Source organism: Caballeronia sp. LZ016 (assembly GCF_031450805.1).
GTDB lineage: Bacteria > Pseudomonadota > Gammaproteobacteria > Burkholderiales > Burkholderiaceae > Caballeronia.
The window spans coordinates 2,460,975-2,483,971 of record NZ_JARTVY010000001.1; the positions used below are offsets into that span (position 1 = coordinate 2,460,975).

General features: G+C 63.6%; 24 protein-coding genes. 3 read left to right on the forward strand and 21 right to left on the reverse strand.

Annotation, left to right across the window (positions count from 1 at the left end):
• Positions 1 to 17: 17 nt before the first annotated feature.
• The 11 genes from P9220_RS11710 to guaB form a co-directional block, all read right to left on the reverse strand.
• The gene (locus tag P9220_RS11710; protein ID WP_309764996.1) at positions 18 to 752 is read right to left on the reverse strand and encodes an aspartate/glutamate racemase family protein; all 735 of its coding nucleotides are present in this window, start codon (positions 750 to 752) and stop codon (positions 18 to 20) included.
• Between the two features lie 15 nt (positions 753 to 767).
• Entirely contained in the window at positions 768 to 2,285 is a 1,518-nt protein-coding gene (locus P9220_RS11715; RefSeq protein WP_309764997.1) for an NCS1 family nucleobase:cation symporter-1, read from the reverse strand.
• Between the two features lie 318 nt (positions 2,286 to 2,603).
• Entirely contained in the window at positions 2,604 to 3,338 is a 735-nt protein-coding gene (locus P9220_RS11720) for a GntR family transcriptional regulator (RefSeq protein ID WP_309764998.1), read from the reverse strand.
• 293 nt (positions 3,339 to 3,631) lie between these two features.
• Positions 3,632 to 4,552 carry a muramoyltetrapeptide carboxypeptidase gene (gene ldcA / locus P9220_RS11725; protein WP_309764999.1) on the reverse strand — a complete coding sequence of 307 codons (921 nt, stop codon included), beginning with the start codon at positions 4,550 to 4,552 and terminating at the stop codon, positions 3,632 to 3,634.
• Between the two features lie 19 nt (positions 4,553 to 4,571).
• Positions 4,572 to 5,129 (reverse strand): tRNA adenosine(34) deaminase TadA, encoded by a 558-nt coding sequence (tadA, locus tag P9220_RS11730; protein WP_309765000.1) that lies wholly within the window; start codon positions 5,127 to 5,129, stop codon positions 4,572 to 4,574.
• Positions 5,126 to 5,533 (reverse strand): DnaJ family domain-containing protein, encoded by a 408-nt coding sequence (locus P9220_RS11735; RefSeq protein ID WP_309765001.1) that lies wholly within the window; start codon positions 5,531 to 5,533, stop codon positions 5,126 to 5,128. Before P9220_RS11735 ends, tadA begins: the two co-directional genes overlap by 4 nt.
• A gap of 258 nt (positions 5,534 to 5,791) precedes the next feature.
• Positions 5,792 to 6,355, reverse strand: coding sequence for a D-alanyl-D-alanine dipeptidase (gene ddpX / locus P9220_RS11740; RefSeq protein ID WP_309765003.1), 564 nt, complete (start codon positions 6,353 to 6,355; stop codon positions 5,792 to 5,794).
• A gap of 116 nt (positions 6,356 to 6,471) precedes the next feature.
• The gene (gene thpR / locus P9220_RS11745; protein ID WP_309765004.1) at positions 6,472 to 7,023 is read right to left on the reverse strand and encodes an RNA 2',3'-cyclic phosphodiesterase; all 552 of its coding nucleotides are present in this window, start codon (positions 7,021 to 7,023) and stop codon (positions 6,472 to 6,474) included.
• Between the two features lie 30 nt (positions 7,024 to 7,053).
• Positions 7,054 to 8,637, reverse strand: coding sequence for a glutamine-hydrolyzing GMP synthase (gene guaA, locus P9220_RS11750; RefSeq protein WP_309765005.1), 1,584 nt, complete (start codon positions 8,635 to 8,637; stop codon positions 7,054 to 7,056).
• A gap of 190 nt (positions 8,638 to 8,827) precedes the next feature.
• On the reverse strand, positions 8,828 to 9,637 hold the full coding sequence (locus tag P9220_RS11755) for a hypothetical protein (protein ID WP_309765006.1): 810 nt from the start codon (positions 9,635 to 9,637) through the stop codon (positions 8,828 to 8,830).
• A gap of 51 nt (positions 9,638 to 9,688) precedes the next feature.
• Positions 9,689 to 11,149, reverse strand: a complete 1,461-nt coding sequence (guaB, locus tag P9220_RS11760) for an IMP dehydrogenase (RefSeq protein WP_035969465.1) — start codon at positions 11,147 to 11,149, stop codon at positions 9,689 to 9,691.
• A 197-nt stretch (positions 11,150 to 11,346) separates the two neighbouring features.
• On the opposite strand from guaB, the gene P9220_RS11765 reads away from it, so the two are divergent.
• Positions 11,347 to 12,321 (forward strand): DMT family transporter, encoded by a 975-nt coding sequence (locus P9220_RS11765; protein ID WP_309765007.1) that lies wholly within the window; start codon positions 11,347 to 11,349, stop codon positions 12,319 to 12,321.
• Between the two features lie 5 nt (positions 12,322 to 12,326).
• Here the strand turns inward: P9220_RS11765 and P9220_RS11770 are convergent, their stop codons facing one another.
• Together P9220_RS11770 and P9220_RS11775 are read right to left on the reverse strand one after the other, a co-directional pair.
• On the reverse strand, positions 12,327 to 12,656 hold the full coding sequence (locus P9220_RS11770) for an RnfH family protein (RefSeq protein WP_309765008.1): 330 nt from the start codon (positions 12,654 to 12,656) through the stop codon (positions 12,327 to 12,329).
• Positions 12,653 to 13,090, reverse strand: a complete 438-nt coding sequence (locus P9220_RS11775) for a type II toxin-antitoxin system RatA family toxin (protein WP_309765009.1) — start codon at positions 13,088 to 13,090, stop codon at positions 12,653 to 12,655. The genes P9220_RS11770 and P9220_RS11775 overlap by 4 nt, the downstream gene beginning before the upstream one ends.
• Positions 13,091 to 13,209: 119 nt before the next feature.
• On the opposite strand from P9220_RS11775, the gene smpB reads away from it, so the two are divergent.
• Positions 13,210 to 13,659, forward strand: a complete 450-nt coding sequence (smpB, locus tag P9220_RS11780; RefSeq protein ID WP_309765010.1) for an SsrA-binding protein SmpB — start codon at positions 13,210 to 13,212, stop codon at positions 13,657 to 13,659.
• Between the two features lie 35 nt (positions 13,660 to 13,694).
• Here the strand turns inward: smpB and P9220_RS11785 are convergent, their stop codons facing one another.
• The 3 genes from P9220_RS11785 to ppsA all read right to left on the reverse strand — a co-directional run bounded on the left by P9220_RS11785 (position 13,695) and on the right by ppsA (position 17,603).
• Positions 13,695 to 14,621: an SPFH domain-containing protein gene (locus P9220_RS11785; protein WP_309765011.1), complete on the reverse strand. Its 927-nt coding sequence runs from the start codon at positions 14,619 to 14,621 to the stop codon at positions 13,695 to 13,697.
• 35 nt (positions 14,622 to 14,656) lie between these two features.
• The gene (locus P9220_RS11790; RefSeq protein WP_309765012.1) at positions 14,657 to 15,085 is read right to left on the reverse strand and encodes an NfeD family protein; all 429 of its coding nucleotides are present in this window, start codon (positions 15,083 to 15,085) and stop codon (positions 14,657 to 14,659) included.
• Positions 15,086 to 15,185: 100 nt separating this feature from the next.
• Positions 15,186 to 17,603, reverse strand: a complete 2,418-nt coding sequence (gene ppsA, locus P9220_RS11795) for a phosphoenolpyruvate synthase (RefSeq protein ID WP_309765013.1) — start codon at positions 17,601 to 17,603, stop codon at positions 15,186 to 15,188.
• Positions 17,604 to 18,076: 473 nt separating this feature from the next.
• On the opposite strand from ppsA, the gene P9220_RS11800 reads away from it, so the two are divergent.
• The gene (locus P9220_RS11800) at positions 18,077 to 18,895 is read left to right on the forward strand and encodes a pyruvate, water dikinase regulatory protein (protein ID WP_309765014.1); all 819 of its coding nucleotides are present in this window, start codon (positions 18,077 to 18,079) and stop codon (positions 18,893 to 18,895) included.
• Here P9220_RS11800 and P9220_RS11805 read toward each other — a convergent pair whose 3' ends face one another.
• Genes P9220_RS11805 through fabZ form a run of 5 tightly spaced genes read right to left on the reverse strand, consistent with a single transcriptional unit; the run spans position 18,896 to position 22,898 of the window.
• Positions 18,896 to 19,675 (reverse strand): RNA methyltransferase, encoded by a 780-nt coding sequence (locus P9220_RS11805; RefSeq protein WP_309765015.1) that lies wholly within the window; start codon positions 19,673 to 19,675, stop codon positions 18,896 to 18,898.
• A gap of 23 nt (positions 19,676 to 19,698) precedes the next feature.
• The gene (rnhB, locus tag P9220_RS11810; protein WP_309765016.1) at positions 19,699 to 20,412 is read right to left on the reverse strand and encodes a ribonuclease HII; all 714 of its coding nucleotides are present in this window, start codon (positions 20,410 to 20,412) and stop codon (positions 19,699 to 19,701) included.
• Positions 20,412 to 21,578 carry a lipid-A-disaccharide synthase gene (gene lpxB, locus P9220_RS11815; RefSeq protein ID WP_309765017.1) on the reverse strand — a complete coding sequence of 389 codons (1,167 nt, stop codon included), beginning with the start codon at positions 21,576 to 21,578 and terminating at the stop codon, positions 20,412 to 20,414. Before lpxB ends, rnhB begins: the two co-directional genes overlap by 1 nt.
• Positions 21,579 to 21,590: 12 nt before the next feature.
• Positions 21,591 to 22,379, reverse strand: coding sequence for an acyl-ACP--UDP-N-acetylglucosamine O-acyltransferase (lpxA, locus tag P9220_RS11820; protein ID WP_309765019.1), 789 nt, complete (start codon positions 22,377 to 22,379; stop codon positions 21,591 to 21,593).
• A gap of 54 nt (positions 22,380 to 22,433) precedes the next feature.
• Entirely contained in the window at positions 22,434 to 22,898 is a 465-nt protein-coding gene (gene fabZ / locus P9220_RS11825) for a 3-hydroxyacyl-ACP dehydratase FabZ (protein ID WP_040049534.1), read from the reverse strand.
• Positions 22,899 to 22,997 lie beyond the last annotated feature (99 nt).

Here is a 22,997-nt window from a genome sequence, read left to right on the forward strand (position 1 = left end):
GGCGCAGATATTGGCAATCAGCGCGGACTGAAATCGGCGAGCACGCCGTCGTAGCGTTTCGCGAGCGGACGAGCGAAGTCGCCGCGTTTCGCCGTATGCAGCCTGAGTGCCGCCAGCGCCTCCGCCCACTTGACCGCCGCCGTGACGCCTTCGACGACCGGCGCGCCGATCGCGTCCTCGACTTCGCGGCAGAACTCGGCCATGCCCGCGCAGCCGAGCACGATCGCGTCCGAACCGTCTTCGTCCAGCGCGCGCCGGCATTCGTCGACGATCGTCGCGCGCGCCGCCGATCCCGGCTCGTCGAGCTCGAGCACGGCGACGTTGGTCGCACGCACGTTCTTGCAGAAGCGCGACATGCCGTAGCGTTCGGCGAGATGCCACGCCATGCCGCACGTGCGCTGCAAGGTCGTCACGACCGAGAACCCCGGCGCGATGACGCTCGCCGCGTGCATCGCGGCTTCCGCGATGCCGATCACCGGCCCGCGCGCCAGTTCGCGGGCCGCGTACAGCGCGGGGTCGCCGAAGCACGCGATCACGTAGGCATCGACGCCCTGCCGCTCGCCCGCCTCGACTTCGGCGAGCAGGCCGAGCGACGCGATCGCTTCGTCGTAGTACCCTTCGATGGACGGCGGGCCCATCGTCGGGCTGACGGCGATGATCTCCGTGCCCGGTGCGGCGACTTCACGGGCGCAGCGGGCCATCGAAGCGGTCATGCGCTGCGTCGTGTTCGGGTTGATGAGTTTGATGCGCATTGCTGTCTCCTTCCTTTATTCGCCTTGCGCTGCACGCTTGCGGTCTGCCAGCATCCAGTAAAACACCGCGCCCAGCCCCGCGCCGATGAACCACGAGAAGTTCGCGGCGCCTTCGAGCGACGGCAGCATCACGCACAGAATCGCGATGACTGCGGCGGGCAGCAGCGCCATCACCGCGCGGCGATTCACGCCCTTCGTGTACCAGTACTTGCCGCTCTCGGACGTGGTGTACAGGTCGTCCACTACGAGCTTGCCGCGCTTGACCAGATAGAAGTCGATGATCAGGACGCCGTACAAAGGCCCGATGAAGCTGCCGAGAATGTCGAGCGTGTAATGGATCACAGCCGGGTTGTTGAACAGATTCCACGGCGTAATGAAGATCGACGCCGTGGCGGCCAGCATTCCGCCCATGCGCCAGCTAATGAGACGCGGTGCGACGTTGGAGAAATCGAAAGCCGGCGACACGAAGTTGGCCACGATATTGATGCCGATAGTCGCGATGGTGAACGTGAGCGCGCCGAGGATCACCGCGGTCGGATGATCGATGCGGCCCACGGTTTCGACGGGATCGGTAATCAGTTGTCCGAACACCGGCAGGGTCGCGGCAGTCGTAATGACGGTGACGAGCGAGAACGCGAGGAAGTTGACCGGCAAGCCCCAGAAATTGCCGCGCTTCACGCTGCGAAAGCTCTTGCAATAGCGCGAGAAGTCGCCGAAATTCAGCATCGGCCCGGAGAAATACGACACGACGAGCGAGATGGCGGTGATCATCACCGGCACCACTTCCATGCCGTGATACTTCACGCCGCCCAGATTCAGCCCGATGTTGCCGATGCCCGCGCGCCACACCATATAGCCCGCGAGAATGAACATCACGACATACACGGCGGGACCGGCGAAGTCGATGAACTTCTTGATCATCTCCATGCCGCGCCAGAACACCACGGCCTGCAGCACCCAGAGCAGCATGAAGCCCGCCCATCCGAGCGCCGATAATCCGACGAAGCCATAGCGATGCACATCGGCATAAGGCATCAGCGAAGGCACGAACTTCAGCACGACGATCACGAGTGCGCTTGACGCCAGATACGTCTGGATGCCGTACCACGCGACCGCGATCAGCCCGCGAATCACGGCGGGAATGTTGGCGCCGAGCACGCCGAAGGTCGCGCGGCACGCGACCGGATACGGCACGCCCGCCACCTGGCTCGGCTTCGCGATGAGGTTGCACAGCACGTTCACAAGCCCGATGCCGATCAGGAGCGATATGAGCACCTGCCAGCTCGTCAGGCCCAGCGCGAAGAGACTGCCCGCGAACACATAGCCGCCGACGCTGTGCACATCCGACATCCAGAACGCGAAGATGTTGTATGCACCCCAGGTCTGATTCTTCAGGGGTGCGAGGTCTTCGTTATAAAGGCGATCGCTGTAACCGGCGGGCATGCCGATCTCATGCGCGGGGGATTGTCCGTCGTACTGGTTCTCATACGGCGGCAGCGCGGAACTGCCGGGCGTTGCACTGAACTGAGCCATGACCTCTCCTTGGATGGGCGGCTTGCGAAATGAAAAGCGGCAAATGCTCGGGCGACAAGCGTCGATCGGATACCTTCGGCAGTTCGGGCAAGCGCCCGGCCACACGCGGCATTCTTCGGATTTGCTGAAGTCTTCACGGCGTCGTGCCAAGAGCGAACGGGACGTGTGCCCTGTTCGCCCGCCGATGGACGTTTTCATTGCACGCTCTTGCGAGCGCTCTGTTCAGTGCTGCGCATGCTGCGTCTGCCGCGCATGCGTCTCTTCACGCGCTCGTCTTGCGAGCGCGGTCTCCAGTTCGTTATGTCGTGATACAGCGCATCATGCGCCGAACGCCTTTTCGCGTTCGCCGGGGCGCGCGAATACTTCCTTCAGATCGACGGCGCCGCGTGCGGGCCGCTCGAGCATCTTCAATTCGACATCCCGCAGATGCTGGGCCATCAAAGCGGCCGCTTTTGCAGCATCGCCGGCATCCAGTGCGGCGAGAATTGCTTCGTGATCCTCAAAGGAACACGAGCTCTTGCCGAGCGATTCGTACAGCGCCGAGATCAGCGTAGAACGCGCGACGAGTCCCGACAGGCAATCGCACAGCACGGTATTGCCGGTGAGCGCCGCGAGTTCCGTATGAAAGTCGCCCGACAGGCGAATCCATGCGGAAAAATCGTGGTTCTCGAACGCGCGCCTTTCACGTCCGATGGTCGCGCTGATCGACTTGAGCCGGCGCGTGCCGTGCCCCTTCCCTATCCGCTCGACGACCGCCAGCTCGATGATGCGGCGCATTTCGAATACTTCATGCACTTCCTGCAGCGACGGACTCGCGACGAACGCGCCGCGATTCGGTTCGAGATCGACGAGCCGTTCGTTCGCCAGCTGCCCGAGCGCCTGACGGACCGGACCGCGCTTCACATCGAACACTTCGCACAACTGCGCTTCGGTCAGCTTCGCGCCTGGCGCCAGGCGATGTTCGAGGATCGCGGCGCGGATGCTCTCGGCGATCGACTCGGCATTCGCGCTGGCTGAAGCATTCGATGCAGCACTCGGTTTAGTGTCGGACATGATGTGCTCGCTTGCATGTTGAACATCTTAGAATCGACATAAAGATTGTCAACAATTCAATTTGGATTTCCGGGCTTGAGGGGACGTTCGGACGTGACCGACCGGGTCGAACGCCTTTTACGACCGGGCTTTCGCCGGATTCAGATAAAATTTGTCAGCATTGACGGCACTTTTTTGTCGACAATTTCGGCGCTGGCGTGGTGCACTGTGTTTCTGGTTGGTGCAAACACAGACGGTTAGTTGCAAGTCATGGCTCGGATAAAGGCGCTCGGGGAGCGCCTTTAGTTACTGCGTTAAGCGAGATGCGGATAGTCGCTCATCTTGAGCGTAAAGCCGCGCTCCGTCGCGACGAGATGCGCCGTCGCACCGAACGGCAGCGTCAGCAGATTCTCCACATGCCCGAACTGCAGGCCGGTCACGAACGGCACGCCCGTCACTGCCCTCACCTGATCGATCATCGCGTCGAGCGTGTAGCCGTTGTCGTATTCCGACAAGCGTCCGCCCGAGAACTCGCCCATCACGACCGCCTGCTGCCGTCCCAGCACGCCCGCCTGATGAAGCTGATAGATCATCCGTTCGATGCGAAACGGATGCTCGTTCACGTCCTCGATGAAAAGAATCCCGTCATCGACAGGCGGCAGATAGGGCGTGCCTACCAGCGCCGCCAGCATCGCGAGGTTGCCGCCCCACAGCATGCCCGTCACGTCGACGGACTGGCGCTGCGGCGCGTGGCTCGTCACGGTGAAGCTCGGCCGGGAAATGGCCTGCCAGAAGTTGTGCATCGTGAACGCGCTGACGTTCTCCGCGCCGAAATCGCCGGCGAACATCGGGCCGCCGAAGCTCTTCACGGCGGCGCGCGCATAGAGCGCACACTGGATCGCCGTGAAATCGCTGTGGCCGACGAGCGCGACCGGCTGATCGGCGAGCCGCCGCAGGCCGTCGTAATCGAGACCATGCAGGATGCGCGACGCCCCATACCCGCCGCGCACGGCGAGCACGATGTCCGGCAGCCGCCGCGACGGGTCCGCGAGGCGGTTGAGATCGGCGGCGCGCTCGCTGTCGGTGCCGCCGAAGCGCTGGAAGCGCCGTCGCGTCGCCTCGACGTTCTCGACGCGATGGCCCTGCGCCCGCAATCGCCCGATGCCTCGCTCAACGGCTGCCGGATCCTGCGGATAACCAGAAGGCGCGACGAGATCGATGGTGCGTGATTTCACGGTTCTATGGTGTGTTGGTTTAGGAAGCGTGAGCCTCGCGGGCCTGACGCGCAGCACGTTCTTCGCGTGCGAGGCGCCGGCGTTCGGCGAAGAAATTCTTGAGCGCGTGACCGCATTCGTCGGCGAGCACGCCGCCCGTGACCGTGGTGTGATGATTGAGCTGCTCGTTCGCGAACATGTCGACGACACTGCCGCATGCGCCCGTTTTCGGGTCCGTCGCACCGAACACCACCCTCGCGATGCGCGCGTGCATGATCGCGCCGGCGCACATGAGGCAAGGCTCGAGCGTCACGTACAGTTCGCAGCCCGGCAGCCGATAGTTCTGAAGCGCCTGCGCGGCGGCGCGAAGCGCGGCCATTTCGGCATGCGCGGAAGGGTCGTGCCCGCGAATCGGGTGATTGAATCCCGTCGCGATGACTTCGTCGCCCAGCACGATGACCGCGCCCACCGGCACTTCGCCCGCGCGGCGCGCTTCATCGGCGGCGTGCTGCGCCATCGTCATGTAGCGGCGGTCCCGCTCGCTGGCCAAAAGGCGCGCAGCATTTTCGGCCGCATCGGGCGTAAGAATGACCGTCAAGATTCCTTCGACTCCATGTCGCCTGCATCGCCTTGTGCGGCCGCGCGCTCCGACAACCGCTCGGCGATGCGCCGGCAATATTCATGCGGCACGCAGCCGCCGCCGCGCAGCGATTCGATCGCCATGTCGAGAGCGAGCATCTTGACCTGGATACGGCAGCGGGCGGCAGGGTCCGTCACCTTGTCCAGCTCTTCCTGGAGACCGCGCAGCGCGCGAAGCTGTTCGACGGCCGGCGGGACAAAGCCCGCGTTCTTGAGTATGCGATTGGCGACGCGCACTTCCTCGGGCACGAGGAGGTCGTCGTCGAGTTGCTGCGGGACGCCTGCACCCGGCAAGTCCTTGAACTCGCCGCGGGCTGCGGCTTCGTTGATCCGCTGTTCGACTAAAGCATCTAGCAATTTCATCGGGGATTGCGACCGGCTTTCATCCAATACGGACGCGGTCTGTCACGATTTGCGTGGTTAGCCTGAAGTCGGACGGCAGCCGGAATGACGCGCTCGCGCGTTGTTCGGCACATCTCGACAATCCATCTCGTATTCTATCAGCGGCCGCCTATTGCCATCGGCGCCGCGCACGGACGTTCGGCGCGTGCGGATTTTCGCGCAACACGGGCTTGCAAGATGCGCCCGCCGTGCCGTGCGTTATCTCGCCTCCTGTCGGGCTTACATCAGCCGCAAGGGGCCGCTTGCTTCGTTGTCGATGAGCGGAAAGTCTCGCGAACCGGGCAATTCGTAATGCCACCACTCGCTTGCGATATGCGTGAAGCCCGCGCCATGCATGACGCCGAGCAGCAGCGTGCGATTGCGTTGCACGTAGATCGGCAGGCCGGCGTGGAAGTGGGCGGACTCGGGCACCATCGCATCGAATCCGGTGCCCATGTCGAGCTCGCTGCCGTGTTCGTCGACGAGCGTGAGGTCGATGGCCGTGCCACGGCTGTGGTTCGAGCCGCGGCCCAGTTCGGCGATGAAGTTCGGATCCGGCAGGAAGTCCCACAGCACTTTCTGCGCTTGCGGCGGGCGGTACGCGTCGAAGATTTTCAGCGTCATGCCGAAGCTACCCGCAATGCTGACCGCGCGGCGCAGCGCGGCTTCGGCGGGTTCGAGCAGCAGGCAGTGACCGGCCTTGTAGATGGCTTTGCCGGTGAGATTGCGATCGGTCGCGTAGACGAGATCGATGTGGACGTGATGCGTTTCCGGTGTGACGTGCAGCAGACGGGATCGAGTCATGTAATCGGAATCCTGGCGTTTTTTTCGTCTTCGTGGCAACGGTCGATGCGGATAACGCTAACCATAACCCGGACGAAGAAATACGTGAACGGTTTCGCGCAATGGTCGCAGGTCGGTCAGGACGCGAGCGGCCAGCGGGCCAGGATTTCGTGCTGCGAACGCCCGAGCAGGCTGCGAACGAGCGAGAACCCGCGCACGGTCCATTCGATAGGCTCGATGGTTTGTCGCGCGATGCGCTGCTCCGTGTACAGCAAGGTCACGTGCGGGATGAACTGCGGATGCGATCTCACGGTGATGCCGGCCGCTTGCAGCGCGTTGCCGAGACGATCGACGAAAAAGGAAAACGCCTCGTTCGGATTGCCGGCGATGACAAGCGGACGTCGCGGGCGGCGCGATGAGAAGGTTTCGATGCGGTCGAGCGCGAGGTCGAATGGCGGCGCCGCGACGGAGGATGCCGCGACGCGCGCCTGATCGATGACATCGGCAGGCAGGCCCGCGAACGCGCCGAGGTAATGCAGCGTGATGTGCAGACGATCAGCAGCGATGGGCGTCGCACGCAGCCTGTGCTCGATGCGCAGGCGCGCCGCCTCGTCGTGGATGCGCGAGGCGGCGGAGGCGTCGGGGTGGATAGCGAGGAAGAGGGAGTCGGTGGGCCTTGGGGTGCTCATGTCACTGACTCCCGCTTTGGGGGGGCTAGATTACTCCCACTCGATCGTCGCAGGCGGCTTCCCCGAAATGTCGTACACGACGCGATTCACACCGCGCACTTCATTGATGATCCGATTGCTCACATTCCCGAGCAATTCATGCGGCAGATGCGCCCAATGCGCGGTCATGAAGTCCAGCGTCTGCACCGCGCGCAGCGCGACGACGTACTCGTAAGTCCGTCCATCGCCCATCACGCCGACGCTCTTGACCGGCAGGAACACCGCGAAGGCCTGGCTCGTCAGGTCGTACCACGACTTGCCCGTCTCCGGATCGACGGTATTGCGCAGCGTCTCGATGAAAATCGCATCCGCCTTTCGCAGCAGGTCCGCGAACTCGCGCTTCACTTCGCCAAGAATGCGCACGCCAAGCCCCGGTCCAGGGAACGGATGACGATACACCATCGCCGGCGGCAGTCCGAGCTTCACGCCCAGTTCGCGCACTTCGTCCTTGAACAGCTCGCGCAGCGGTTCCAGCAGTTTCAGATTGAGCGTCTCGGGCAAGCCGCCGACGTTGTGGTGGCTCTTGATCGTATGCGCGCCCTTCTTGCCCTTGCCCGCCGATTCGATCACGTCCGGATAAATCGTGCCCTGCGCAAGCCACTTCGCATCGGTCAGCTTCTCCGACTCGGCATGGAACACTTCGACGAACTCCGCGCCGATGATCTTGCGCTTCGCTTCCGGATCGGTGACGCCGGCGAGCTTCTGCAGGAACGCTTCGCTGGCGTCGACGTGAATCACCTTCACGCCCAGGTGATCCGCGAACGTCGACATCACCTGCTCGGCTTCGTTCTGACGCAAGAGGCCATGATCGACGAACACGCACGTCAGCTGATCGCCGATCGCGCGATGCAGCAGCGCCGCCGCCACCGACGAATCCACGCCGCCCGACAGACCGAGAATCACGTGCTCGCCGCCGACTTGCGCGCGAATCTTCTCCACGGCTTCATCGATGTAGTGGCCCATCTCCCAATCGGCCCGCGCGCCGCACAGTTCGAGCACGAAGCGATCGAGCATCGCGCGGCCTTGCACCGTGTGCGTGACTTCCGGATGCCATTGCACGCCGTAGAAACGGCGATCGTCGTCGGCCATCGCGGCGATCGGGCATGCGGGCGTCGAGGCCATCAGCTTGAAACCTGCCGGCAGGTCCGCGACCTTGTCGCCGTGGCTCATCCACACCTTGAGCATCGCCTCGCCTTCCGCATTCCTGAAGTCCTCGATGCCCTCCAGAAAGCCCGTGTGATTCAGCGCCTGCACTTCCGCATAGCCGAATTCGCGCACCTTGCCGAGTTCGACCTTGCCGCCGAGCTGGTCGGCCATCGTCTGCATGCCGTAGCAGATGCCGAGCACAGGCACGCCGAGATCGAAAACGATCTGCGGCGCACGCGGCGACTTCGCCTCGGTGACCGAATTCGGCCCGCCCGACAGGATGATGCCCTTCGGCGCGAACTCGCGGATGAAGGTTTCGTCGACGTCATACGGATGAATCTCCGAGTAGACGTGCGACTCGCGGATGCGCCGGGCGATCAGCTGGGTGACTTGGGAGCCGAAATCGAGAATCAGGATTTTGTCGTGCATGGCTGCGGGCAAAGGCTAAGTGAACGAATGAGGTGTGGGCCGACAAGCGTGCATTCAGGCGGCTTGTCGCCAATAAATCGACGGCCGGCGCGAAGGCCGACCGTACTTGTGCTTCCTGCTTGCGCGCGTCGATGTGACGGGCTGACCGTCGGCGCGCCGTGCGCGTGTGCCTGTGTCTGCGTGCGCGCGTTCAGCGTGGTGCTCCGCTCGCCGGATCGGGAACGACACGCCCCGTCAGCGGCTCGACGCGCCGGCCCGTCGCCGGATCGATTTCCCCGCTGATGACCGGATCGATGCGTTTTCCCGTGACCGGATCGATCTCGCGGCCCGTTTGCGGATCGAGCGTGCGGCCCGTCACCGGATCGACCATGCCGGCTTCGGATCGCACGCGCGAGGCGGCAGCGGGCGTGGCGGCATCCACCGTGCGGCCGGTGACCGGATCGATAGCGGTGACGTCGGGGGCGCGTGCGGCCGGACGAGCGGCGGTATCCGGCGGCGTCGGGACCGCCACGACGGGCGGACGCGTTGCATCGCGCGTCTGCGCGGCTTTCTTCTCCGCGCGTTCCGCGGATGCCGCGCCGGCCGCCGCCGCGCGCTCGCGCCGCCGCACCGCGGACGCGAGCCGCACGCTGCCGAGCCCCAGCACCACCAGCACGATGCCGATCAGCGCCGCGCTCACCTGACCGAAGCCGTCGACCTGCGGCGTGCGCAGTCCGAGCAGCCACACCAGCACGATCACGCCGGACAGCCACTGCACGTGACCCGACGCCTTAGCGGCCGCCGCGGTCAACGCGCCGTCGATCGCGGCATGCAGCGAGAGCCACGCGAATCCGAGCAGCGCGACGCCGAGCAACTGCCCGGCGAACGCGGGTTCGACGCGCATCGCCCCGAGCTGCAGCCCTTCATAAAGACCGGCCCAGGGCGTCAGCAGGAACAGCACGCCGAACACCACGAAAATCAGGGCATTGACGACCAGCACGGCGCGCAGCAACGGTTTCATGATGGGTCCACCAAGGTTATCGACGCACTCACGGACAAACGCGTCAACGCATTAATCGACGTGATAATTCGGCGCTTCCTTCGTGATCTGCACGTCATGCACATGCGATTCGCGCATGCCGGCCGCCGTGATCTGCACGAACTCCGCCTTCTCGTGCAGTTCGGCGATGGTGCGGCAACCGCAATAGCCCATGCTCGCGCGCACGCCGCCGACGACCTGGAAGAGAATGGCGTTCACCGAACCCTTATAGGCCACACGCCCTTCGATGCCTTCCGGCACGAGCTTGTCGATGTTCGCGGAGTTGTCCTGGAAGTAGCGGTCCGCCGCGCCGTCCTTCATCGCGCCGACCGAGCCCATGCCGCGATACGCCTTGTACTGGCGGCCCTGGAACAGGAACACGTCGCCCGGCGATTCTTCGGTGCCCGCGAGCATGCTGCCCATCATCACGACGTTCGCGCCCGCTGCGAGCGCCTTCGACACGTCACCCGAGAAACGCACGCCGCCGTCCGCGATGACCGGCACGCCGCTGCCGCGCAGCGCTTCGGACACGTTGGCGATGGCCGTGATCTGCGGCACGCCCACGCCCGCGACGATCCGCGTGGTGCAGATGGAGCCCGGTCCGATCCCGACCTTCACCGCATCCGCGCCGTACTCGACGAGCGCCTTGGCCGCCGCCGCCGTCGCGATATTGCCGCCGATGACCTGAACGCGCGGATAGTTCTGCTTCACCCAGCGCACGCGTTCGAGCACGCCCTGGCTATGGCCGTGCGCGGTATCGACCACGATGACGTCGACGCCTGCCTGCGCGAGCAGGTCGACGCGCTCTTCGTTGTCCGGGCCCACGCCCACGGCCGCGCCGACGCGCAGCTTGCCGTCTTCGTCCTTGCACGCGTCGGGGTTTTCGGTCTGCTTGGTGATGTCCTTGACGGTCATCAGGCCGCGCAGCTCGAATGCGTCGTTGACCACCAGCACGCGCTCCAGGCGATGGCTATGCATCAGCGCCTTGGCTTCGGCGAGCGAGGTGCCTTCCTTGACCGTCACGAGACGCTCGCGCGGCGTCATGATGTTGCGCACGGGCTCGTCGAGCCGCTCTTCGAAACGCAGGTCGCGGTTCGTCACGATGCCGATGAGTTGCGCGCCCTCCACCACCGGGAAGCCGGAGATGCCGTGTTGCTGCGTCAGCGCGATCACGTCGCGCACGCGCATTTGCGGCGGCACGGTGATCGGATCGCGGACGACGCCCGATTCGAAACGCTTGACCTTGGCGACTTCGCGCGCCTGCTCTTTTGCGGTGAGATTCTTGTGAACGATGCCGATGCCGCCCATCTGCGCCATTGCGATGGCGAGCCGGCCTTCGGTGACCGTGTCCATGGCGGCGGACACGAGGGGCATGTTCAGGGAAATGTTGCGAGTCAGCTGGGATTTCAGGCTGGTGTCGCGCGGGAGAACGCTGGAGAACGCGGGCACGAGGAGCACGTCATCGAACGTGAGTGCTTTCTGGATAAGACGCATGGCAAATCCTATGGGCGCAAAAGCAGATTATACCGATAGTTCCCCGGGTTTTCACTGTCTGGACAGCAGCTTACGACATTCACCTGCAAAGATCGGGCCTCGGCGCGGCCGCGCTTGCGTGCAGCTTTCGACAAGACGCCGGGCCGGCGGCGCGTGTAACCTCCGCCGTCGAACGGATCAAAGCAGGGAGTCGGGCAATGCAGCGCGGTGTGATGTATGGAATGCTGGCGGGAGCCATCTGGGGCTTCATTTTTCTCGCGCCGCGCCTGTTGCCGGACTTCTCGCCGCTCATGCTGAGCGTAGGGCGTTATCTGATGTACGGGGCGGTATCGGTTGCCGTCGCGTTGCCCTTCGCGCGGCGGCTTCTCGCAAAGCTCACGCGCGCCGATCTAATCGCGCTCGTCAAGCTCGCGCTCGTCGGCAACCTGCTCTACTACATGCTGCTCGCGAGTGCGGTGCAACTCGTGGGCGTCGCGCCGTCATCGCTGATCGTCGGCATTTTGCCGGTGACGGTCACGCTCGCCGGGCGGCGCGATCATGGCGCGGTCGAACTGAAGCGCCTCGTTGCGCCGCTCGCGCTGGTGCTCGCGGGCATCGCGTGCATCAATCTCGACGTCTTCAGCGACGTGCTCATGCATCACGGCGACGCGCCCGCTGCGAGCGTGCTGACGCGGATCGCCGGGCTCGCGTGCGCCGTCGGCGCGCTGGCTTCGTGGACGTGGTACGCGGTCGTCAACGCGCGCTATCTGCAGGCGAATCATCACTTCGACGGCAACGAATGGTCCGTGCTGTGGGGCATCGTGACCGGCCTGTTGGGGGCAATGCTCGGCGCGGTCGTCTGGATGCTGCCTGCGGGCATGGTCCAGGCGAGCGTGCCGGATGCGCGGTGGCATCTCTTCTGGATCGTGTGCTTCGCGCTCGCGACCGGTGGATCGTGGCTCGGCAACATGCTGTGGAACGCGGCGGCGAAACGCTTGCCGCTCACGCTATCGGGCCAGATGATCGTATTCGAAACGCTGTTCGCGCTTCTCTACGCATTCGTCTACGACGGCCGGTGGCCCCGCGTGCCGGAAGTGCTGGCTATCGTGCTGCTGATCGCGGGCGTGTGCTGGTCGGTGCGGCAACATAGCGTCGAGCCGGCTGCCGCGAGCAAGGAAGCGCCGGCGCATTGACGCGGTTAGCGCGCATCCTTCGATTGCCACTTGCGGCCTTCGATCGACCCCGCCTTGCGCGCCTTGTCGACGCGCCGCTGACGCGCGGTCTTCGGATCGACCTTCAGCGGCCGATAAATCTCGACTCGATCCAGATCGACGAGCGCCGCATACAGCGGCTTCAGCTTGCCGAACACGCCGACCTTCTGCGTCGACAGATCGATCTCCGGGTGCTGCCTGAGCACCCCGCTTGCCTCGATAGCCTCGCCCACCGTCGCGCCGTCGCTCAGATCGACATGCGCGTAGAAGCTGTCGCCGCCGGGCAAGCCGTAGCAAACATCGATACGCAGGTTCATTTCTTGCCGTAGCGCTGGTCGGCGCGCTTCACGAAGGAATCGACGAACGTGTTCGCGATATGACTGAAGACCGGCCCGATGATCTTTTCCAGAATGAGATTCGAGAACTCGTAGTGCAGCGCGAATTCGATCTTGCAGGCATCCGCGCGCAACGGCGTGAAGCGCCAGTAGCCCGTGAACTTCTTGAAGGGGCCGCTCAGGAACTCCATATCGATATGCGTCGGGCGCTTCTGGACGTTGCGCGTCGCGAAGTGCTGCTTGATGCCCTTGAAGCTAATGTCGATCTTCGCCTCCATGCCGTGCTCGTCCTGGCGTCCGATCTCGACGCCGCCGCACCACGGCAGGAAGTTCGGGTAGTCGGCGACATCGGTGACGAGGTCGAACATTTCTTCCGCCGAATGGCGGATCAATACGGTTTTCTGGACGTCGGCCATAAGGGCGCAGCGGGTGGCTTGTTGGGGTGGCGGCGCGCAGGACCCGCGAAGACGGCTTCGTTTGTCGGGCGGCGCGCTGCTAAAATCGTGATTTTAAACGAGTTGGGCACTTTCCATTCATGAGCATCATTGACAATAGAAAAGCCTTCTTCGATTACTTCATCGAAGAACGCTACGAGGCCGGTCTCGTGCTCGAAGGCTGGGAAGTCAAGGCGCTGCGCGCAGGCCGCGCGCAGATCAAGGAAGGCTACGTGGTGATCAAGAACGGCGAGCTGTTCCTGATCGGCACGCACATCAGCCCGCTGCCCGAGGCGTCGAAGTTCGCCAATCTGGACCCGGTGCGCACGCGCAAGCTGCTGTTGCATCGCGAGCAGATCGACAAGCTAATCGGCAAGATTGAGCAGCGCGGTCACACGCTCGTGCCGCTCAACTTTCACTACAAGGAAGGCCGCGTGAAATGCGAAATCGGCCTTGCGAAGGGCAAGAAGCTGCATGACAAGCGCGAGACCGAGAAGAAGCGCGACTGGGAACGCGAACGCGGCCGCCTGATGCGAACGGCAACGCGTTAAAACAATCGGGGCGCTCTTCAGCGCCCCGATTGTTTTCAGCTCTTGCGAATGACGCTTCCGCCCTCGCCCTTCACGATGGCCAGCGCCGACGCGATCATCGAACTCATGTCCGACATGTTGCCCGGCACGATCAACGTGTTGCCCGTCTTGGCGATGTTCGAAAACGCGCCGACATACTGCTCCGCCACCTTCAGGTTCACGGCCTCCATGCCGCCCGCCGTCTGAATGGCCGCACCGATCTTCTCGATGGCCTGCGCATTCGCTTCAGCCACCGCGAGAATGGCCGATGCCTCACCCTGCGCCTGATTGATCGCCGCCTGACGCTCGCCTTCCGACTTCTGGATCGCGGCCTCGCGCGCGCCCGACGCCAGATTGATCTGCTCCTGCTTGCGCCCTTCGGATGCCGCGATCAGCGCGCGCTTCTCACGCTCGGCGGTGATCTGCGCCTGCATCGCGTGGAGAATCTCCTTCGGCGGCGTCAGGTCCTTGATTTCGTAGCGCAGCACTTTCACGCCCCAGTTCGACGCGGCTTCGTCGAGCGCGTTCACGATGCTGTGATTGATGTACTCGCGCTCTTCGAAGGTCTTGTCGAGCTCCAGTTTGCCGATGACCGAGCGCAGCGTCGTCTGCGAAAGCTGCGTGATCGCGATCACGAAGTTGCTCGATCCATACGACGCCTTCATCGGGTCCGTGACCTGAAAGTACAGCACGCCATCCACCTGAAGCTGCGTGTTGTCGCGCGTGATGCAGACCTGGCTCGGCACGTCGAGCGGAATCTCCTTGAGCACGTGCTTGTACGCGATGCGGTCGATGAACGGCAGCACGATGTTGAGACCAGGCGTGAGCGTGGCGTGATAGCGGCCGAGCCGCTCCAGCACCCATGCGTGCTGCTGCGGAACGATCTTGACCGTGTTCACGACGATCACGATGGCGATCACGAGCAGGATGACAGCAAAAATCATTATGTGACTCCTTCAATGCTTGTTGGTGAGGCGGTTCATCGCCTGGCCGCGACGACGAGCCGGCTGCCTTCCAGCGCCGTGATGCAATACCAGCGGGCGCCCTCCGATTCGCCCGGCGCGAGTTCGACGTCCCACTGCGCGCCGCGATACATCGCGCGAGCACGGCGGTCGTGCCATTGCGCGACTTCCACGGTCGCGCCGATGTCGAGGTTCACGGCCGTATCCCGTGAAGCGTCGCGCCGCTTCCAGCTTCCGAAGCGCGAACGCCGCAGCAGCACGACCGCGATCAGTGCGACGAGCGCCGCGACGCCCATCTGCACGTGCAACGCGAGCCCGACGGCGAACGCGATGCCGCCCGCGAGCAGTCCGAGCGCGATCATCAACAGATAGAACGTGCCGGTGAACAACTCCGTGACGATCAACACGCCCGCCGCTATCCACCAGATCAGTCCACTCATCGCCATGCCAGTCTCCAAACGAAAACACCCCGGACGAAACAGTCCGGGGTGTTTTTTATAGCATGCCGCACCTATCCGTAAGCAAGCGGAAAGGCGTGCTCACGACTCATTTTGACAAGGTCTTTGCCAACTGCTGCCACGTGTCAATGATCGTGTCCGGGTTCAGCGACATCGATTCGATGCCCTGCTTCGCCAGCCATTCGGCGAGGTCCGGATGATCGGACGGACCCTGGCCGCAGATGCCCACATACTTGTTGAGTCGCAGGCAAGTCTCGATGGCGCGCTTCAGCATGAACTGCACGGCTTCGTCGCGCTCGTCGAAGTCGGCCGCGAGCAGTTCCATGCCGGAGTCGCGGTCGAGGCCGAGCGTCAGCTGCGTCAGATCGTTAGAGCCGATCGAGAAACCGTCGAAGCGCTGCAGGAACTCTTCGGCGAGGATCGCGTTGGACGGCACTTCGCACATCATCACGAGCTTGAGGCCGTTGACGCCACGCTCCAGACCGAACTTCTTCAACAGTTCGACCACGCGATCCGCCTGCTTCAGCGTACGCACGAACGGGACCATGATCTGCACGTTGTCGAGGCCCATCTCTTCGCGAACCTTCTTCAGCGCGACGCATTCCATGTGGAACGCCTCGGCGAAGTCTTCCGCGATATAGCGCGATGCGCCGCGGAAGCCGAGCATCGGGTTCTCTTCGTCCGGCTCGTAACGCGAACCGCCGATCAGCTTCTTGTACTCGTTCGACTTGAAGTCCGACAGACGCACGATGACGGGCTTCGGATAAAACGCCGCCGCGATCGTGGCGATGCCTTCGGTCAGCTTGTCGACGTAGAACGCGCGCGGCGACGCATGACCGCGCGCGACGCTTTCGACCGCCTTCTTCAGATCGGCGTCGATGTTCGGGTACTCGAGAATCGCCTTCGGGTGCACGCCGATGTTGTTGTTGATGATGAACTCGAGCCGCGCGAGGCCGACGCCCGCATTCGGCAACTGCGCGAAGTCGAACGCGAGTTGCGGATTGCCGACGTTCATCATGATCTTGACCGGAATCTTCGGCAGTTCGCCGCGCTGGACTTCGGTCACTTCCGTTTCGAGCAGGCCGTCGTAGATTTTGCCTTCGTCTCCTTCGGCGCAAGACACGGTCACGAGCGCGCCGTCCTTCAGTACGTCGGTGGCGTCGCCGCAGCCCACCACTGCCGGCACGCCCAGCTCACGCGCGATGATCGCCGCGTGGCAGGTGCGCCCGCCGCGATTGGTCACGATGGCCGATGCGCGCTTCATCACCGGTTCCCAGTTCGGGTCGGTCATGTCGGCGACGAGCACGTCGCCCGGCTGCACGCGTTCCATCTCCGACGGATCGTGAATGACGCGCACGGGGCCCGCGCCGATCTTCTGGCCGATTGCCCGGCCCGTGGCGATGACGTTCGACTGGCCCTTGAGCTTGAAGCGCATCTCGGCCTTGCCCGCAGCCTGGCTCTTCACCGTTTCCGGGCGCGCCTGAAGGATGAACAGCTTGCCGTCGCGGCCGTCCTTGCCCCACTCGATGTCCATCGGACGCTGGTAGTGCTTCTCGATGATCACCGCATACTTCGCGAGCTGAATGACGTCCTCGTCCGTCAGCGAGAAGCGGTTGCGCTGCTCGTGCGCCACGTCCACGGTCTTCACGCGGCCCGCCTCGCCCGGCTGCGTGAATTCCATCTTGATGAGCTTCGAGCCGATCGAGCGGCGGATGATCGGATACTTGTCCTGCGCGAGCGTGGTCTTGAAGACGTGGAATTCGTCCGGATTGACCGCGCCCTGCACGACGGTCTCGCCGAGGCCGTAGCTCGACGTGATGAAGACGGTGTCCTTGAAGCCGGATTCGGTGTCAATGGTGAACATGACGCCCGCCGCGCCGACGTCCGAGCGGACCATGCGCTGCACGCCCGCCGATAGCGCGACTTCGGCGTGAGTGAACCCCTTGTGAACGCGATAGGAAATGGCGCGGTCGTTATAGAGCGACGCGAAAACGTGCTTCATGCGATCGAGCACGTCTTCGATGCCGACCACGTTCAGATAGCTTTCCTGCTGGCCCGCGAACGATGCGTCGGGCAAGTCCTCGGCGGTCGCGGACGAACGCACGGCGAACGACAGCTCTTCGGGCGAGCCGTTTTGCAGGACTTCGAATTGACGGCGGATTTCGTCTTCGAGACGCGGCTGCAGCGGCGCGTCGACGATCCACTGGCGGATTTCCTTGCCCGCTTCGGCAAGCGACTTCACGTCGTCGACGTCGAGCGTCTCGAGACGTTTGGCGATGCGATCGGTCAGGTCGTTGTGCTGCAGGAAGTCGCGGAATGCGAGCGCGGTCGTGGCGAAGCCCGTCGGCACGCTGACGCCGGCTTCGGAAAGCTGGCTGATCATTTCGCCGAGCGACGCATTCTTGCCACCGACGATTTCCACGTCGGTCATTCGCAACTGCTCGAATGGAACTACATACGCCTGATCCTTTGCGACATCGTTCGCAACATTGACTGCGTTAGTCATACAAGCCCCTAAGGTGGATGGAATTCACGATCGCACGAGTGGGCTCACATGCGGCGGCGCTCATTGGAAGCGCCGCCGCATCTCGTACAACCTGTTTGATAAGCCTTCGCTCAAGACATGGGCTCGTGCGGACCACGCACGGGACAGAAGGAAGCGGCCGTCCGAATGTGCTCTGATCGTGCCTTTAAGCCGCAAAAAGCCACGAAACGACCGCGATTCGACGAAAATCCGACTCGAATTGTCCGCAATTGCTTATCGAACAGGTTGCCGCTATTCTACCGTGCCGTATATGGAATTTGTCTCAGCAGAGACAGTCATTCCACGGCAAAATCGAGGTGTTTCACGCCTCATGGTTCGCCTGCGCACATGCACGGGTCGCTCAATGTAACACAGCGGCTCGCACCCGCGCCGCGTCGCCGGCGTTACCCTTTGAGCACCTTCAACGCAACACGTTCCCTTCTGATCAGCCGCCGATGCCGCCCTCCGTATTCATCGTTTCCGACGGTACCGGGATCACTGCCGAAACCTTCGCGCACTCGATCCTCGCCCAGTTCGACCAAAAGTTCCGGCTCGTGCGCGTGCCGTTCGTCGATTCCATCGACAAGGCGCATGCGACCGTCGAGAAGATCAACGAGGCGGTATCGCTCGATGGCCGCCGTCCGATCGTCTTCACGACGCTCGTCGACAGCGAGTCCAATGAGATCGTAAAGCGCTGCAATGCGCTCGTGCTCGACATGTTTCAGACGTTCATCGAGCCGCTCGAGCACGAACTGGAAATCAAGTCGACGCACGCGATGGGCCGCGTCCACCAGAACGCCGATACCGAGGAATACAAGAACCGCATCGAGGCGATCAACTTCTCGCTCGCTCACGACGACGGTCAGTCGAATCGCAATCTCACCGAAGCCGATGTGATTCTGGTCGGCGTATCGCGCAGCGGCAAAACGCCGACGAGCCTTTATCTGGCGATGCAATACGGCGTGAAGGCGGCGAACTATCCGCTGATTCCCGAGGACTTCGAGCGCGGCAAGTTGCCGACGCCGTTGCTGGATCATCGGGAAAAGATGTTCGGGCTGTCCATCGACCCGCAGCGCCTCGCCGAAATCCGCAACGAGCGCCGGCCGGGCAGCAAGTACGCTGCGCTGGAGAATTGCCGCTACGAGATCAACGAAGCGGAAAGCATGATGAAGCGCGAGGGTATCAAGTGGCTCTCGTCGACGCACAAGTCGATCGAGGAAATCGCCACGACCATCCTGCAAGAGATCAAGCCCGAGCGGCCTTCCTACTACTGATCAGGCGCGCTGCTGGCGGCACTGCTCGAAAAGACAGATCGCCGCCGCAGCCGCGACATTCAGCGACTCCATGCCCCCCGGCTGCGGAATGGTCACGCGATGCGTCACGGCATCGCGCCAGACCTGCGACACGCCCGCGCCTTCGTTCCCGAAAACCCAGGCAAGCGGCGGCGACAGATCGCAATCGTAGATGGCGACGGCGCCGTGCGAATCGGTGATGGTGACCGGCACATCGAGGCGCGCGATCAGGCCGGACGGCCCGACGTCCTCGAAGATGTCGAGCAGGAAGTGCGCGCCCATGCCCGAGCGCAGCACCTTCGATGACCACGCATACGCCGTCCCCGGCGCGCAGAACACGCGTGTCACGCCGGCCGCTGCCGCGCTGCGCAGAATGGAACCGACGTTGCCCGCGTCCTGAACGCCGTCGAGAATCACGCAGGTTTCGCTCACGCGATCGGGCAACGCCGCGCCGATCTTCTCGACGAGCAACAACATGCCGACGCCGTGCACGACGCTTGAAAGCTGGCCGAAAAGCGCATCAGGCAAAACGACCACTCGCCTTTCTTCGATGCGCGCCACGATTTCACGCGCTTCGGCATGCGTCAGCGCGCCTTCGGTGACGACGCACGTTTCCGGCTGACCGGCGGTATCGAGATAAGCGGCGGCGAGATGCAGCCCTTCGAGCAGTGCGTGGCCGCTGCGCCGCTGTTGTGCGGTAGAGCCGGCGAGCGCTTTCAGGCGCTTGTAGAGCGGGTTGTCCCGCGAAGTGATGGATTTCACGTTGAATTCGGTCGCGGTCGCGGTCAGAACGCTAGCGCGTCCGAGTCGCCGTCTTGCGTCTCGGCGGCGTGCAGCACTTCGGGCGCGATGTCCGGCAGCACGGAGCCGAAGAACAAGGCATGCGCTTCACGCACAGGCGCAAACGACCGGCGATGATGCTCGCACGGCCCATGTTCGCGCAGCGCCTTCAGATGCTGCGGCGTGCCGTAGCCCGAATGCGCAGCGAAACCGTACACGGGATACGTCTCGTGCAACTCGACCAGCATGCGGTCGCGCGTGACCTTCGCAAGAATCGACGCGGCCGAGATCTGTTTGACGAGCGCGTCGCCGCCGATCACGGCCTCGCTGCGAATCGACAGCGTCGGGCAGCGGTTGCCATCGATCTTGACGAGCGTCGGCGCGACGGCCAGCCCTTCGACCGCGCGCTTCATCGCGAGCATGGTCGCGTGCAGGATGTTGATGGTGTCGATTTCCTCGACGCTCGCCGACGCGATGCAGAAAGCCAGCGCGCGATCGACGATCTTCTCGTACAACTCTTCGCGCTTTTTCGCGGTCAGCGCCTTGGAATCGTCGAGGCCGTTGATTCGGGGCCTGGCGGGATCGAAGATCACCGCCGCCGCCACGACCGGTCCCGCGAGCGGGCCGCGCCCGGCTTCATCGACGCCGCAGATGATGTCCAGCGGCGAGCTGAAGTCGAGCCCGCTTTGCGCTTTCTGTCGACTGGCCTGACTCGCCATTACCGCGCCCCTCGCGTTTCCAGCACCCGCGCGACCGCTTCAGCCGCTCGCTGCGACGTGTTCTGGCGCAGCGCGATGTGCATATCGGTGAAGATGTCGGTCAGCGTACGGCGGTTCGCGTCGTCGTTCAACTGTTTCAGCGTCGCGTCCGCGAGTGCTTCGGGCGTCGCGAAATGCTGCAGGATTTCCGGCACGACGAAGCGCCCCGCCAGAATATTCGGCAAGCCCACGTAAGGCAGGTAACCCTGCCGCTTCATGATCTGGCCGGTGAGCCAGGGCACCTTGTACGAGATGACCATCGGCTTTTTAAGCAGCGCCGCTTCGAGCGTCACCGTTCCACTTTTCACGAGGATGGCGTCGGCGGCGGTCATCGCGGTTTGCGCGCGGCCATCGGTAATGGTCAGCGACAGATGCGGATGCGCCTCCACGAGCGGCTGCAGCAGTTCGCGCAGCGCGGGGTTCGCCGCGGGCATCAGGAAACGCACGCCCGGCTCCCGAAGCTGCATCAGTTCCATGGCGTCGAAGAACGTCGGGCCGATCAGCGCGATTTCCGAGCGCCGGCTGCCCGGCAACACGGCAATCACCGGCCCGCCTTCTGCGATGCCCAACTCGCGCCGCGCACCCGCGACGTCCGGTTCCAGCGGAATTTCATCGGCGAGCGGATGGCCGACATACGTCGACGCCACGCCCGCCTTCTGCAGCAACGCGGTTTCGAACGGAAAGACGCACAGCATGTGATCGACCGCTTTCACGATCTTTTTGATGCGCCCGCCGCGCCACGCCCAGATGGACGGACACACGAAATGGACGGTCGGGATGCCCGCTTCGCGCAACGGCTGCTCGAGCCCGAAATTGAAGTCGGGCGCGTCCACGCCGATGAACACCGACGGCGGCTCCGCAAGCAATTGGCGCTTCAGTTCGTTGCGAATGCCGAGGATCTCGGGGATGTGCCGCAGCGCTTCGACATAGCCGCGCACGGTGAGCTTGTCCATCGGCCAGTGCGCTTCGAAACCCGCCGACGTCATGCGCGGCCCGCCGATGCCGCTATACCGCGTGTCGGCCGGCAAGCACTCGTGCAGGCCCTTCAGCAGCGATGCCGCGAGCAGATCGCCGGAGGGCTCGCCCGCGACCATCGCGATTCGCGGGGCAGTGGTGATCAACGTCATCGAAATACGCGTTCAGCGGATGATGCCGCGCTGCGACGCCGCGATGAAGTCTGTGAAAGCCTTGACGGGCGCATCGCCCTCGCCGCCCGCCACGCTCAGTTCGCGAAGCTGCGTCTTCGCCTCTTCGAGCGACAGGCCGCTCTTATAGACGATGCGATACGCCGAGCGCAGCGCCGAGATGGCCTCGGGCGTGAAGCCGCGCCGGCGCAGACCTTCGACGTTGATCCCGTGCGGTTCCGCCTTGTTGCCGGCGGCGATCACGAACGGCGGCACGTCCTGCACGAGCGCGGAAGCGCCGCCCAGCATCGAATGCGCGCCGATCCGCACGAACTGGTGCACGCCCGACATGCCGCCGACGATCGCGTGATCGCCAACAGTGACGTGCCCCGCCAGTTGCGCGTTGCTCGACATGATGACGTTGTTGCCCAGCCGGCAGTCGTGGCCGACGTGAACATAAGCCATGATCCAGCAATCGTCGCCGATGGACGTCAGGCCCTGGTCCTGCACCGTGCCTGTATGCAGCGTCGTGAATTCGCGGATGGTGTTGCGGTCGCCGATTTCCAGACGAGTCGGCTCGTCCCTGTACTTCATGTCCTGCGGACGCCCGCCGATCGACGCGTAATGGCCGATGCGGTTGTCCCGTCCGATCATCGTGTGGCCTTCGATCACGCTATGCGACCCGACGGTCGTGCCCGCGCCGATGACGACGTGCGCACCGACGATCGCGTACGGTCCGATCTCGACGGAATCGTCGATCTGAGCGCCCGGCTCGATGATCGCGGTGGGGTGAATGGTGGTCATGCGCCTCGCCTCTCAATGCTGTGTTGCGTATGCTGTCCGTCCGCTTGCGCTGCTTCAGGCGCTGGCGTCCGTATTCTTCACGGTACACATGAGTTCGGCTTCGGCGGCGGTCACGCCATCCACTTCGGCGCGCGCCTTGAACTTCCAGATGCCTCGCATGTACCGCTCGAAGTTGACGTTCAGGATCAGCTGATCGCCCGGTTCCACGACGCGCTTGAAACGCGCGCCGTCGATGCCGACGAAGTAGTAGAGCGTGGTCGTCGGGTCGTGCGGCTCTTCGGCGAACGTCAGCAGCGCAGCGGTTTGCGCGAGTGCTTCGAGAATCAGCACGCCGGGCATTACGGGCCGCGTCGGGAAATGCCCCTGGAAAAACGGCTCGTTGATCGTGACGTTCTTCAACGCTTTGATGCTCTTGTGCGGCTCGAGTTCGAGCACGCGATCCACGAGCAGGATCGGATACCGATGCGGCAGCAGCGTGAGGATCTTGTGAATGTCGAGGTTGATTTTTTCTGTGCTCATGGTCGTTCTGCTCGCGCGTGTCTTGCGCGGTAGTGACTGCGGGCGTCGAACGCCCGCATGAAATTCGTACTTGCCGGGCAGCTCCGCCAAACCGGCCTG